This window comes from Rhodococcus sp. WS3, assembly GCF_003797085.1.
Classification (GTDB): Bacteria; Actinomycetota; Actinomycetes; order Mycobacteriales; family Mycobacteriaceae; genus Rhodococcus_F; species Rhodococcus_F globerula.
The window spans coordinates 1,954,234-1,967,968 of the sequence record NZ_RKMA01000001.1; the positions used below are offsets into that span (position 1 = coordinate 1,954,234).

A 13,735-nucleotide genomic window follows, 5' to 3' on the forward strand; every position below is an offset into this window, starting at 1 on the left:
GTTTCCAGGATAAGCGTTAATCGAGACTTTCCCGGATATCAATCAAGACCCTGCTCGATTGCGTAACGCGTCAACTCGACACGGTTGGCCAATTGAAGTTTGCGTAGCGTGGCTTGTACGTGGTTTTCGACGGTTCGGTGGCTCAGCGAGAGCCTGGTCGCAATCTGCTTGGCGCTGAGCCCTTTCGCGACCAGTCGCAGCACTTCGGTCTCCCGTTCGGTGAGCTTCGGGACCTCGGGTGCACGGTCGTCGGCGGGGGCGGTGGACATGCGTCGGTATTCACCGAGTACCAGTCCGGCAAGGCCAGGGGTGAAGACGGCTTGCCCGTCGTAGGTTGCGCGTACGGCTCCCAGGAGTTCGTCGACGGAAGCACTCTTGACCAGGTAACCGGACGCTCCCGCCTTGATCGCGTCCAGTACGTCGTCGCGTTCCGACGACGCCGACAGCACAAGGATCTTGCTGTGGGGCGAAACTTCGAGCACCGCTGCGGTTGCGTCGGCTCCGTTTCCGTCAGGGAGGTGCATGTCCATGAGAACAACGTCCGGTGTCACTGCAGCGGCGCGGTTTCGGGCACGCTCGACGCCGTCTGCGGTGGCTGCGACGATGAATCCGGCTGCTTCGAGGTCGCGGGACACTCCGTCTCGCCACATCGGGTGATCGTCGACCACCATGACGGACACCCCTGCTACACCTTGTTGCCCTGCTACACCTTGTTGCCCTGCTACACCTTGTTGCTCAGTCACTTCCACTACTTTCCTTCGGCACCGTGATTTCCCATTCTGTGCCCTCTCCGGGTTCGGTGTACAGGCTCGCGGTACCGCCGAGCAGCGCGACGCGTCCGAGAATGGACTTCGATACTCCCATGCGGCCTTCGGCTTCGGCTTCGGCCAACCGGCCGTCGGGGATACCGACTCCGTCGTCGCGGATGCTGACGATGACCTCGCCCGGTAGATCTTCGAGCAGTACGAACACCTTGGCGCCTGAGCCGGCGTGGAGGGCTGCGTTGGACAGGGCGTTGTCGACGATGGCGGCCAGTTCGATGGCGCGGTCTCGGTCGAGGATGACAGGGTCGGCTGGTGTCGAGACGGATACCGTCGCACTCGCCCCAGTGGTGAGCAGTGGGCACAGGTCGACGCTCTGACCTCCCGTGTCGGCGGTTGCGCCTGAGCCCTGTTCGGAGATGAGCATGCGCAGTGCCACTTCCTGCTCTCCGGCCAGTTCTGCGAGTTCTGCGGCTTCACCGCCGAGCGCTGCGCCTCGTCTTCGGACCATCGCAAGAACTTGGAGTACTCCGTCGTGGACTTCACGGGCGAGTCTTTCGCGTTCTTCGGTGGCTGCGGCGAGGCGCACGGCTTGTTCGAGTTGGCGATGTGCGCGCCGTGCGGTGGTGGTGGCGAGGCCCAGCGCCAAGCCGACTGATACAAGGACGGGGGCTGTGGCGTCGCGCCAGAGATCAAGATTGATCTGGTCCCGAATGATCGCGCTGGCCGAGGAGATGACAACGCCTGATGCGATTCCGAGCCACGGCCCGCCGAGGATCGCCGCCGAGATCACGGCGTTGGTGGCCCACAGCGTCGTCGGTAGGGTCTGGTGATTTTGGTACCACTCGTGATCTGACACAAGCCTCGTCGACGCCATGAGCGCGATGACGATCAGCTGATCTGCCAGTACGACATATTTTCGTGGGACCGTTTCAGCGGCCAACATGACTGCGGAGGCACCGGACCACACCGCCATGAGCGCGACGAAGAACCAACTCAGACGTGCGTTGGTGTAGTCCGACGCCGAAGCGAACTGGTAGCTGATCGCGTACACCAGAGTGACCAGCCGAAAGGCCTGCGCGGCCCGCCACAGCGGTGCGTCAGGGTCGGTGTCTATTCCGGATGCTTCGCGGACGGTGGGCCGGTAGTGCAATCGGCGTCGGCGGGTCGGGTCAGTCATCGGGGGTGGCCCGGTCGGGTCAGTCATCGGGGGTGGCCCGGTCGGGTGGGATCGGATTTTCGATGCGCGGTTCGGTTCGTGGTTCGTCGGGTTCCGCCGGATAGAGCGGTGTCTCCGGATCTTCGACGTGCAGTTGGGCGTACACGGCGTCGGGATCGTCGGCGAGCAGTGAGCGGATGGCCGTGTTGAGGACCGCGACGATCGGTACGGCGAGGAGCCCGCCGACTATTCCGGCCAGGACGATGCCCGCGGTGATCGCGAGAACCACGGCCAGCGGGTGGAGCCTGACTGCGCGGCCGAGCAGCAGGGGCTGCATGACGTGCGCTTCGAGCTGCATGACGCCGATGATGATGCCGAGCACGATCAGGGCAGTCAGGAATCCCTTGGTGACCAGGGCGACGAGGACTGCAAGAAAACCTGTGAGAAAAGCACCGACGATCGGGATGAACGCGCCGATGAACACCAGCGATGCCAGGGGCAACGCCAGCGGGACTCCCAGAATCGCGAGGCCCGCGCCGATACCGATGGCGTCCGCTGCGGCGACGGCAACCGTTGCACGTACGTATCCGATGAGTGAACCGAAGCCGGCGGCGCCCGCGATCCGGATCCGACGCCTCGAATCGCGCGGAACGATCCGCGTGACGAACTCCCAGATCTGGTCTCCGCCGTACAGGAAGAAGATCAGGGTGAAGAAGGTCAACAGCGCGCCGGTGAAGATCTCGGTGACAACCGCCGCGGTGGTCAGTGCGCCACTGGTCAGTTCTTCGCGATTGGACTGCACCGATTTGACGACGGAATCGCCCGCTTGGCGAATCTGGTCCTCACTGAAATGGAACGGGCCGCTGGTCAACCAGTTCTGGATCTGTGTGACGCTGGCAGCAAATTGATCGGTGAGCTCTGGAAGACCGTCGATGAACTGCTCGACCACAAACGTCATGATTCCGGCAACGATGCCGAGGGCACCGAGCAACACCACTACAACGGCAGCTGATCGCGGCACGCCCCACGTTTGCATCCGGTCTACGAACGGAATGAGCAGCGCCGAAGCCAGGAGCGCCAAGCCGACGGGAATCAGCACCGTCTCGAGCCGCAGCACGACGTATCCGAGGACCGCCAAGCCGGCAAAGATCACGATCAGGCGCCACGACCACTCGGCTGCGATCCGCACGCCGGGATGAACCGACTTCGCGTCGGACGTGATGGGCTTGTTCATTCCCGCTCGAACTCATTCTCGAACTCATTCATGGGCCGAATCCCCTCCGCATTCCCCTTATCCTGCGTTCCCTTCGGGAGCCTAACCGCCTGAGCCGACAACCGTGGGCAGACACAAATGGGACGCGCATACCAGTACTTCGACCCTGGCCAGCTAAATTGAACGCTGTGCGGGCTTCATACAGAGCGATAGCGGTGACGATCCGCAGTCGATGGCCCATCTATATGGTTTCGATGCTCGCAGCCAACCTGATCGGCGCGGTGCTGGTCTTTGCCTTTGTGCGGTACGGCGTCCCCATCGAGGAATCCGACGCGATCGTTGCCGATCATGTCCGGAACTTCGCGGTGTTCGGCATCTACCTCGCGTTTGCCGGTGTTGTCAGTCTGACGGCGGCAGCCATGATGCTCCGCAAGGTCATCCGGTGGAGATTGCGCGGCGGTCCCCCGACGCGCAGTGAACAGATGGCAGCGCTGCATGCGCCGCTGCGCCAAGCGATCGTCCACCTTGTTCTCTGGTTCCTCGGCGGCATCATCTTCGTCATTCTGACGATCAACGAGATGCCCGGGTTGGCTATCGCGGTGATTGTCACCGTCTGCATGGCCGCGACCACGACGTTCGGGTTCACGTACATGCTCGGCGAGCGAATCCTGCGTCCCGTCGCTGCACTCGCATTGAGCGAGGGCGAATTCGATCGGACCATGGCTCCAGGCGTCGGCACCCGTTTGGCAATGACGTGGGGATTGGGCACGCTCATGCCCGTCGCCGGCATCATCTTGCTGTGCGCCACCCAACTCACCACTGATCTCGAGTTCTCACCCAACTCGTTGGCGTGGGCGATCTTGTTGATCTCGATCATGGCGATCGTGCAGGCATTTGCGCTGTCGATGCTGACGGCCAGCCAGATCTCCGACCCCATCCGCCAACTTCGACGCGCCATCGAGCGGGTCCAGCGCGGTGCGACGGACGTTCGTGTCGAGGTGTTCGACGGCAGTGAGATCGGGCGTCTGCAGGTCGGATTCAACCGCATGATGAAGGAGTCGGACGAACGTCGTCTGCTGCGCCAGTTGTTCGGCCAACATGTCGGCGAGGACGTCGCTCGACGCGCTTTGCAGTTCGGTACGGAACTGGGCGGTGAAACACGCTTTGTCGCGGTTCTGTTCGTGGACATGGTCGGGTCGACGGGCGCTGCGGCTGAACGTCCGCCTGGCGAGGTCGTCGAATTGCTCAACGAATTCTTCCGCATCGTCGTGGACGTGATCGACCGTCACCACGGCTTTGTCAACAAGTTCATGGGCGATGCGGCGCTCGCGATCTTTGGCGCTCCCCTCGATCGACCCGACGCACCGACGGCTGCGCTGGCTGCTGCGCGCGAGTTGCGGTTCAAGCTCGACGCGATCACCGGCCTCGACATCGGTATCGGTGTGAGCGCAGGTTTGGCGGTCGCGGGAAATATCGGTGCGGCGGAACGTTTCGAGTACACCGTGATCGGCGACCCGGTCAACGAGGCCTCGCGTTTGACGGAGCTCGCGAAGTTCCGTCCCAGCAGAGTCCTGGCGTCGACGAGTGCGCTGTATTTTGCGGACGAGGAGGAGCAGGCCGAGTGGGAACTGGGCGAGCAGGTTCAACTTCGTGGGCGCAGACGGCTCACTCATCTAGCCTGGCCACAGAAATATCCCGAGGTAGATCCAGAACAGATTGGTTAGTCTGAATCGATGGCACTGCCTGGAAAGACCCCGTGGCGACTGAGACGGCCCCCGCCGTCCGTCGCCGAGCCCGGTCGGGTTCGTGGGCGATTCTGGTGGCTGAAGTATGTTCTCGGGCTGGCGCTGATCACTCTGCTGGTTGTCGAAGGGACACTGCTGTGGCCAAAGCTCAATGAGTCATGGCAGGCACTGACGGAAATCCACTGGGGTTGGGTTGCGGCCTGCATCGCCGCCCAGGCCGTCTCACTCAGCGGATACGCGTCGGTTCAGCAGCGGCTTCTCAATGCTGCCGGTGTGGTGGCCGGCCACCTGAAAAATCTCTCCGTGATCTACGCAAGTACCGCGATGGCGCTCACATTGCCTGCGGGGCAGGTGTTCTCCACCGCGTTCACATACAAGCAGACCCGCAAGTGGGGTGCGACGCCCATTGTCGCGTCGTGGCAATTGGCTATGTGCGGTGTGATCGCCGCAGCAACGCTGGCACTTCTCGGCGCAACCGGCGCTTTGGCTTTCGGCACCAAGGTCAGTCCGGTTACGCTGACCATCTCGATTATCTGCGTGGCGCTTCTATTCGTCGGCCTGCGATATATCGCCCAGAACCCCGGTAGCCTCGAACGCCTAGGACACTGGGTCCTTGCTCGGTACAACAGCTTTCGCGGTAATCATCCAGACCGTGGAGTGTCACGCTGGTCCGAGATTCTCACTCAACTCGATTCCGTGGAACTCGGGCGCACCGATACCGTCATCGCTTTCGGCTGGTCGGCGATCCATCGTGTTGCCGACGTCGCCTGTCTCGGGTTTGCCTGTTGGGCTGTGGGTGCGCACCCCTCGTTTGCCGGTTTGCTGATCGCATTCACCGCAGCCAAGGCCGTCGGGAGTATTCCTCTGATGCCCGGTGGTTTGGGATACGTGGACACAGCACTGATCACTGCGCTCACCATCGCCGGAGCGACCGGCGCACAAGCTCTCGCGGCGGTCTTCGTCTACCGAATGGTGAGTCTTGTACTCGTGGCGCTCGTGGGGTGGGTCGTCTTCCTGATTTCGTTCCGAGCGACGCATCGCGACGACGCCGACATGACCATCGACTTCGAACGCGGCGAACAACCCGGCGTTTAGCGTCGCAACGCTGCTGCCATGTCATCCAGATGGGCACGGCTGATTCGCACGGCAGCCTCCGCGTCACCGGCTTCGATGGCGTCCACCAACATTCGGTGTTCGTCGGCATCGGGTTGGCTGTGCGGATTGAGATCGAGGACGCCGATCAGCTCGATCAACGCAGTCCGAAGTCGTGGGACAAACGTTTCGAACAACTCAGACAGAACCGGATTGTGCGCCGCCTCGACCACCGCGCGGTGCACCGCGATGTCGGCGTCGACAAAGGCGGCATCACCGGAATTCGCGGCCGCGGCCCTACCGCCGAGCGCACGCCTGAGTTCTGCGATGTCGGTGTCGTCGCGTCGTTTGGCTGCCAATCCAGCTGCCTCCACCTCGACGGCGTTGCGCACTTCGACTACATGCAGGATGGCTTCTGATTCGAGGACCCGAGGCCACTGGTCGGGTGGAGTTGAACTGCGCAAGAACACTCCGGCGCCCTGACGCGATTCCAGCATGCCGAGTCCGGCGAGGGTGCGAACGGCTTCGCGGATCGTGGAACGACCGATACCCAATTCCGCCGCCAGAGTGGTTTCACCTGGAAGTTTGTCACCGACTGCCCATTCGCCACCGATGATACGAGCACGAAGAAGCTCAGCGGCTTGATCGGTGAGTAGACGGCGTTCGACCATCGGCGGCACGGAAACTCCTCAGGTTGTCTGATAAGTGATTTCGTTCTAGTGTAGCCCGCATGGCTTACCGAGGACTCCTTCTCGACTGCCGCGGCGGGGCCTGAAAAGACCGGCACCCCTCCGCGGGGTTCCGCCATGGCCGGTCTCTCACCAAGACCCGCAGGAGAACCCCCGATGAGCACCACCTGGAACAACCAGAAACCCTCCCCCATGCCGTCCGCGCGTTATCGCGCCGCGTGGGATCGAGTCGACATTCCGGCATTCGATCGAACCTGGCCGGCCAATCGCACCACCGAAGCACCCCTGTGGGTTCCCGTGGATCTGCGCGACGGCAACCAGGCCCTAGCCGAACCGATGGACCCGGCCCGCAAACGCCGAATGTTCGAACTGATGGTGGCGATCGGCTACAAGGAAATCGAGGTCGGCTACCCTTCCGCCAGTGCGACGGATTTCGACTTCGTTCGCGACCTCGTGCACCTCGACCTGGTTCCCGACGATGTCACGATCGTTGTATTCACCGCAGCCCGAACAGATTTGATCGAGCGAACCTACCAGTCCATCGCCGGACTGCCGAACGCGGTAGTTCACATGTACACCGCTACCGCGCCCACATGGCGCGATGTGGTCCTGGGGAAGGAACGAGACGAACTGCACGGCATGATCTTTCGCGCCGCCGAGGATGTCGCTCGCGGCGGTGACGCTCACGACGGGTGGCGGTTCGAGTTCTCACCCGAGGTCTTCAACCTGACGGAACCGGACTACGTGCTGCAGATATGCAACAGCCTCAGCGAACTCTGGGATGCGAGCCCAGATCGCCCGGTCATCCACAATCTGCCTGCCACAGTGGAAATCGCCACTCCTAACATCTACGCGGACCAGATCGAATACATGCACCACCATCTCGCTCGACGCGATTCGGTAATCCAGTCCGTACATCCACACAACGATCGTGGCACCGGAGTGGCGTGCGCCGAACTGGCAGTACTCGCCGGCGCTCAGCGGGTCGAAGGCTGCCTGTTCGGTAACGGTGAGCGCACCGGCAATGTCGATCTGGTGACGCTCGGGCTCAACCTCCACGCACAGGGCGTCGACCCGAGAATCGACTTCACCGACATCGACGAAATTCGTCGAACAGTGGAGTACTGCAACAGAATTCCGGTGCACGAGCGCCACCCGTACGGCGGCGATCTGGTGTACACCGCGTTCTCGGGAACCCACCAGGACGCGATCAAGAAGGGGTTTGCGCATCACTACGAGCGCGCCGAAATCCTTGGCATCGATCCGTCGCAGGCGCCGTGGGAAGTGCCGTACCTGCCGATCGATCCCGCTGACGTCGGTCGTGACTACCAGGCAGTGATCCGGGTAAACAGCCAGTCAGGCAAGGGAGGCATCGCCTACTTGCTGGCATCGGAATACGGCGTCGAACTCCCTCGACGCCTGCAAATCGATTTTGCGGCGCGCGTTCAACGTGAAACCGATGGCTCCGGACTCGAGATAACCGCCGACCAGCTGTGGAACCTCCTGCTGCGCGAGTACGGGTACAGCGGAGGAATGCGCCGATATTCGGTGGAACACGACTCCGGTGGTGATCATCTGTTTGTCGTCCTCGATCGCGACGGCAAGGAAATTACCGCACAGGCCAGTGCGTCCGGGCCCGTCGAGGCGCTGGCCAGGATCCTGACCGAGAACGGCACCGGCGTCGAAGTTCTGTCACTCACGCAGCATTCACTTCCCGGCCACTCGGATTCTCCGGCCAGTGCAACTTCGGCAGTCACCATCACAGAAGCCCTGGTCAACGGAGTCCAGCACTGGGGAGTGGCTGTTCATCAGTCCGTCACGGCGTCGGCGCTTCATGCCGTCTACGCGGCCGCATCCCGCACATGTGATGACAGTCACACGAACTTGCGGAAGGATTCTCGAGGGTTCATAGTTGAACCTACAAGCAATTGAACATTCAACTACTTATCAAGGAGCTTCGATGACCGCCGCTACCACCACATTGCCCGCATTGACCGCAGGAACCTGGGTTATCGACACGGTCCACTCGACCGTCGGCTTCTCGGTTCGCCACCTCATGGTGTCCAAGGTTCGCGGCACGTTCGACGAGTTCTCGGGCGCCATCACGGTTGCCGAGGACGGCACCCCGGCCGTCGAAGCCGAAATCTCGGTCGCCTCCATCAACACCAAGAACGAGCAGCGTGACGGCCACATCAAGTCCGCTGACTTCTTCGACGTCGAGAAGTACCCGACGGCTACCTTCAAGTCCACCGCAGTGCGCGCCAAGGGCAGCGACTTCGTACTCGCAGGCGACTTCACCCTCCACGGTGTCACCCGCGAGGTCGAGCTGAACCTCGAGTTCAACGGCGTCAACCCCGGTATGGGCAACGGCCCGGTTGCCGGATTCGAAGCCACCACAGTCATCAACCGCAAGGACTTCGACATCTCCATCGAGATGCCCCTCGAAGGCGGCGGAGCAGTTGTCGGCGACAAGATCACCATCACCCTCGAGATCGAGGCTGGTCTGCAGGCATAAGGGCCTTCGGCCACGTGCGCCTTTCCGGTAGTGCCAACTACCGGAAAGGCGCACAGTCGTATGGTGACCAGGTGAAGAAGTACGCACCATTCCTGCTGATCGACGCCGTTCTTGTCATTATCTTTTGCGCGATAGGGCGCCGTACACACGAAGAAGCCAATGCGCTCGCCGGACTGGCGAAGACATCCTGGCCGTTCCTGACCGGCCTGGTAATCGGATGGTCTGCCACGTTCGCGCTGTACCGCGACAAGTTCAACGCCGTTCTCCTACTCCCCACCGGCATAGTCGTATGGCTCTCCACCGTCGTCATCGGCATGGTCCTGCGAGTGCTCAGCGGTCAAGGTACGCAGTTCAGTTTCATCGTGGTCGCCACGCTTGTCCTCGGCGCTTTCCTACTCGGGTGGCGCGCACTGGTTCCGGTCATCGCAAAAATTCGTGCCAGGTCGTAACCGTGTCGAGCGGTCCGGAACTACCCGAATTGCGCTACGAAGTAGGACACTTTTCGGATGAGTAACACTACGGAGCCTGCCGAACGGACCGAGAAGGAAGACAAGGGCTTCTTCGGCCAACCGTTTGCATTGGCCAATCTGTTCGGCGTGGAGATGTGGGAGAGGTTCTCCTTCTACGGGATGCAAGGCATCCTGATCTATTACCTGTATTACACCGTCGCCGACGGTGGTCTCGGTATCAGCCAGGCCGCCGCGACAAGCATTGTCGGTGCGTACGGCGGCACCGTGTACCTGTCCACGATCCTCGGTGCGTGGGTGGCCGACCGCCTCCTCGGGTCGGAACGGACGCTCTTCTACAGTGCTTCGCTGGTCATGGCCGGCCACATCGCGTTGGCCGTGTTCCCCGGTCTGTGGGGCGTTGGCATCGGTCTTGTCATGGTGGCCTTCGGCAGTGGTGGCCTCAAGGCCAACGCCACGTCGTTGGTCGGCGATCTGTATTCGCCGACGGACGAGCGCCGCGACGCCGGTTTCTCGATCTTCTACATGGGCATCAACATCGGCGGTTTGGTCGGTCCGCTGCTGACCGGCGCAGTGCAGGATGCCTGGGGATTCCATGCCGGATTTGCTCTGGCGGCCGTCGGCATGGCGCTCGGCCTTATCCAGTACACGTTGGGCCGCAAGCACCTTCACGGAATCGGCGCCGCACCGGGCAACCCGCTTCCCGCGGACAAGCGCACCCTCTACATCGGAATCGGTGTTGCTGCGATCGTTGTGGTCGCCATCGCATCGATTACCGGTTTGATCACCGCGGACAACATGTCCGACGTTGTGGTCGGTCTGACTGTCATTGCATCGGTCGGATATTTCCTTCTGATGTTGACCAGCAAGCAGATCACAAAGGTCGAACGCAGCCGTGTGTTTGCGTTCATCCCGATGTTCATTGCCAGCGCTGCCTTCTGGTCGCTGTTCCAGCAGCAATTCACGACGGTTCCGCTGATCTCGGACAAGCTTCTGGACCGCAACCTCTTCGGCTGGGACTTCCCGCCGAGCTGGGTTCAGTCCATCAACCCCGTGTTCATCATCGTCTTCGCAGGCGTGTTCGCGGCGATGTGGACCAAACTCGGCCCACGGCAGCCGTCGTCGCCCATCAAGTTCGCGATCGGCACCGGGATCATGGGCTTGGCTTTCCTCGCCTTCATTCCGATCACCGGCGGCGGTCCGAACAGTGCACCGCTCCTCGGGCTGGCCGGAGTCCTTCTGCTGTTCACGTTTGCGGAGCTGTTCCTCTCCCCCGTCGGATTGTCGCTCGCAACCAAACTGGCGCCGGAGCGTTTCCACACGCAGATGGTCGCGTTGTTCTTCCTGTCCGTCGCGTTGGGATCCTCGATGGCCGGAACGCTTGCCGGTCATTTCGACATCGACGACAGCAAGCCGTTCTTCCTGATCATCGGATTCTCGTCGATCGGAATCGGCGTTGTGCTTGCTGCCGCGTCGCCGTGGATCAAGAAGCTGATGCAAGGCGTGCAGTAAACGCTATTTGACCCACAGCCACAGCGCCAAAGCGAATCCCGCTATCGCTACTGCCACCCGCAGTACCGATGGCGGGATTTTCTTCACGACGGGTGGCCCGCACCAGCCACCCACCAATGCGCCGAGAGCCATGGCCAGCGCGGCCACCCAGTGCACTTGCCCGGAAAAAGCGAAGATGAGGGCGGCAACCAGATTCGCAATGCCGAGGAAGAAGCTCTTCAGAATTGTGGCCCGCCACACAGTTTCGGATGTGAGGATGAGGGTTGCCGCCAGAAAGATGACGCCGGCACCCGCGCCGAAATACCCGCCGTACACGGCCACGGCAAACAGGGCGGCCGAGTAGATTCCCGGACGGTCGCCGCCCCCGGAGAGTTCACGAATCTTCGGTTGAAGGAGCAGTGCCAGCGCCGCAAACGCAACCATCGCCGGCACAACCGATTCGAACGAACCCTCCGGTGCGAGCCACAGAATCAACGCACCGATGATGCCGCCTGCGGCTGAATACAGAGACCAGCGAACAAGTTTGGGTCCCGTATCGGCAACTTCGCGCGATGAGTTCGCCAATGCGCCGACTCCGACGGCCACCAGTGCCACGGTGTTGGTCATATTGGCGCTGACAGGCGACAACCCGACACTGAGCAGCGCCGGGTACGACACGATGGACGCCAGTCCGGTGACAAAGCCGACTAGACCGCTGAAGAATCCCGCTACGACAAGAAAGAGGAAATCGAGCAGGTTCACAGCTCATGAACCTACCGGGCGCGGATTCTCACCCGCGCCACGCGCCTACGCGTGCCCCTCCAGAAACCGTGTCGGTGCGTAGTTCGCCCAACCCGTGTCCGGCCAGTTGAACCACCCGGACGACGCCAATGTTCCGCCGTCGGGATGAAGTGTTGTCCCGGTGATGAAGGTGGAGAGTCCGGAAGCAAGAAAGACGACGCTGTTCGAGACATCGGAGACATGCCCGACTCGTCCCATCGGTATGGCCACCCGAGCCCCCACCGGGGTTGCCATCGAATGGTTCCCACTGCCGAATCGGGCAAGATTTGGCGTCGGGACGAAGTCCGGTGCAACGTTGTTCACGCGAATCCGGTCCGGGGCTAGTTCGACGGCCAGTGTCCGCGAAAACTGCTCGACGGCAGCCTTTGCCGCAGAGTAGACGGCAAAACCGGGCGCCGCGCGGTGCGCTTCGATGGTTGTCACGTTGACGATGCTGCCGCCTCGCCCACCGCTTTTCATCATCGGCACCGCGAGGGAGCACGCATGTAGGACGTGATGGAAGTTCGTGCGCAAAAGCGCGTCCCACCCTTTCGGTGTCGATTCCGCAAATGGTGTTCGGAAGGTGCCACCGACAACGTTGACCAGGATGTCGAGCCTGCCCCACCGCTCGTGAGCAGCCTCGAACAACACGTTCAACTCGTCCGGATCACGCGCGTCACCGTGATGTACGACGGCGTCGCATCCGCCCTCCGCCAACTCACGACGCAGACGCTCGACAGCCTCTGCATCGATATCGACGACGGCAAGCCGCACACCGTTTTCGGCAAGATCAGCGGCAATCGCACTGCCGAGCCCACCGGCGCCGCCGGTGATGACGGCTACGCATCCGTCGAACCCGGCCCGATCTTCGAACCATGGTGTGCTCATGACAGGTACGTGGACCCGAACGCTTCGAGGAATTCGACGGTGGCGGCCAAACCGTCGATGGGACCGGAAACCACCACTGCGGTGACGCCTGATTTTTCGAGGTCTTCGAACACTTCGCGGTGCCGGTCAGATTCGACTGTCGGGGTGTGTATCCCGTCGCCGTGATAGGAGTACACAACGTCGATGGGCTCGGCGCGTCCGGCGGCGAGCGCCGCATTTCGCAGTTCGGTGATGTGGCCGCCGATCTGATCAACCGATCCGAGCGTGGGTGTTCGCGCGGTAGCGCTCAACTCTGCCCCACCGGACATCGGCATCCATCCCTGTGCGCGCTCGGCTACTCGGCGACGAGTCAGCTTGGAGTTGCCGCCAATCCAGATGGGGATCGGATTCTGGATCGGCCTCGGCCGGGCGATGACGTCGAGGGCACTGAAGTGCTTGCCGCGATACGTGAACGGTTCACCGCTCCAATGCAGCGGAAGCACATCGAGCGCCTCGTCGAAGAGTTCGTTGCGCTCGTCGAAATCGATTCCGAGAGCATGGAACTCGCTCTTCTGATATCCCGTTCCGAGTCCGAGCGTGAGGCGGCCACCGGACAGTTTGTCGAGGGTCGACGCGGATTTTGCCAGCAGGAAGGGGTTTCGGTACGGCGCCACCGCCAGATACGTGAGCAACCGCAACCGTTCGGTTGCGGCGGCGACGTAGCCGAGGGCAACAAATGGATCGAGCGTCTGGTGCCCGCCGGAGGCCAGCCATTTTGCGCCGGGTATCGGGTGTTCGCTGAGAGACAGCGTGTCGAATCCTGCCCGCTCGGCCGCGACGGCCACGTCCCGCAACGGCCCGGGATCGAGGACGTCTCCGTCCAGACCACTTATTTCCGGGTAGTGGTAGATGAATCGCATTGTCACCGAGTGCGCCCTCTCTGGCAGATACTCTTC

The 13,735-nt window shown here is 61.9% G+C and carries 13 protein-coding genes; 6 read left to right on the forward strand and 7 right to left on the reverse strand.

Annotated elements, in window-relative coordinates:
• Window positions 1-38 precede the first annotated feature (38 nt).
• The 3 genes from EEB13_RS08700 to EEB13_RS08710 all read right to left on the reverse strand — a co-directional run bounded on the left by EEB13_RS08700 (window position 39) and on the right by EEB13_RS08710 (window position 3,154).
• Window positions 39-671, reverse strand: coding sequence for a response regulator (locus tag EEB13_RS08700; RefSeq protein WP_045066679.1), 633 nt, complete (start codon window positions 669-671; stop codon window positions 39-41).
• Between the two features lie 64 nt (window positions 672-735).
• Window positions 736-1,941 carry a MacS family sensor histidine kinase gene (macS, locus tag EEB13_RS08705; RefSeq protein WP_141485059.1) on the reverse strand — a complete coding sequence of 402 codons (1,206 nt, stop codon included), beginning with the start codon at window positions 1,939-1,941 and terminating at the stop codon, window positions 736-738.
• A gap of 19 nt (window positions 1,942-1,960) precedes the next feature.
• Window positions 1,961-3,154 (reverse strand): AI-2E family transporter, encoded by a 1,194-nt coding sequence (locus EEB13_RS08710; RefSeq protein WP_141485060.1) that lies wholly within the window; start codon window positions 3,152-3,154, stop codon window positions 1,961-1,963.
• A gap of 224 nt (window positions 3,155-3,378) precedes the next feature.
• Between EEB13_RS08710 and EEB13_RS08715 the strand changes: the two genes are divergently transcribed.
• Complete coding sequence (locus tag EEB13_RS08715) at window positions 3,379-4,857, forward strand: adenylate/guanylate cyclase domain-containing protein (protein WP_033231724.1); 1,479 nt, start codon at window positions 3,379-3,381, stop codon at window positions 4,855-4,857.
• A 9-nt stretch (window positions 4,858-4,866) separates the two neighbouring features.
• Window positions 4,867-5,973, forward strand: a complete 1,107-nt coding sequence (locus tag EEB13_RS08720; protein WP_051730285.1) for a TIGR00374 family protein — start codon at window positions 4,867-4,869, stop codon at window positions 5,971-5,973.
• Here EEB13_RS08720 and EEB13_RS08725 read toward each other — a convergent pair.
• Entirely contained in the window at window positions 5,970-6,650 is a 681-nt protein-coding gene (locus EEB13_RS08725; protein ID WP_141485061.1) for a FadR/GntR family transcriptional regulator, read from the reverse strand. The two genes, EEB13_RS08720 and EEB13_RS08725, sit on opposite strands and share 4 nt — an antisense overlap.
• A gap of 165 nt (window positions 6,651-6,815) precedes the next feature.
• Between EEB13_RS08725 and EEB13_RS08730 the strand changes: the two genes are divergently transcribed.
• The 4 genes from EEB13_RS08730 (at window position 6,816) to EEB13_RS08745 (ending at window position 11,153) form a co-directional block, all read left to right on the forward strand.
• Window positions 6,816-8,591, forward strand: coding sequence for a 2-isopropylmalate synthase (locus tag EEB13_RS08730; RefSeq protein WP_141485062.1), 1,776 nt, complete (start codon window positions 6,816-6,818; stop codon window positions 8,589-8,591).
• A gap of 28 nt (window positions 8,592-8,619) precedes the next feature.
• A complete protein-coding gene (locus tag EEB13_RS08735) occupies window positions 8,620-9,174 on the forward strand; it encodes a YceI family protein (protein ID WP_033231726.1) in 555 nt (184 codons plus the stop codon).
• Window positions 9,175-9,245: 71 nt separating this feature from the next.
• Entirely contained in the window at window positions 9,246-9,623 is a 378-nt protein-coding gene (locus EEB13_RS08740; protein ID WP_033231727.1) for a DUF3054 domain-containing protein, read from the forward strand.
• 57 nt (window positions 9,624-9,680) lie between these two features.
• Window positions 9,681-11,153, forward strand: coding sequence for a peptide MFS transporter (locus EEB13_RS08745; protein WP_033231728.1), 1,473 nt, complete (start codon window positions 9,681-9,683; stop codon window positions 11,151-11,153).
• 3 nt (window positions 11,154-11,156) lie between these two features.
• On the opposite strand, the gene EEB13_RS08750 is transcribed toward EEB13_RS08745, so the two are convergent.
• Genes EEB13_RS08750 through EEB13_RS08760 form a run of 3 tightly spaced genes read right to left on the reverse strand, consistent with a single transcriptional unit; the run spans window position 11,157 to window position 13,699 of the window.
• A complete protein-coding gene (locus EEB13_RS08750) occupies window positions 11,157-11,894 on the reverse strand; it encodes a sulfite exporter TauE/SafE family protein (protein WP_033231729.1) in 738 nt (245 codons plus the stop codon).
• A gap of 45 nt (window positions 11,895-11,939) precedes the next feature.
• Entirely contained in the window at window positions 11,940-12,800 is an 861-nt protein-coding gene (locus EEB13_RS08755) for an SDR family NAD(P)-dependent oxidoreductase (protein WP_141485063.1), read from the reverse strand.
• Window positions 12,797-13,699: an LLM class F420-dependent oxidoreductase gene (locus EEB13_RS08760; protein ID WP_116103609.1), complete on the reverse strand. Its 903-nt coding sequence runs from the start codon at window positions 13,697-13,699 to the stop codon at window positions 12,797-12,799. Before EEB13_RS08760 ends, EEB13_RS08755 begins: the two co-directional genes overlap by 4 nt.
• Between the last annotated feature and the right edge of the window lie 36 nt (window positions 13,700-13,735).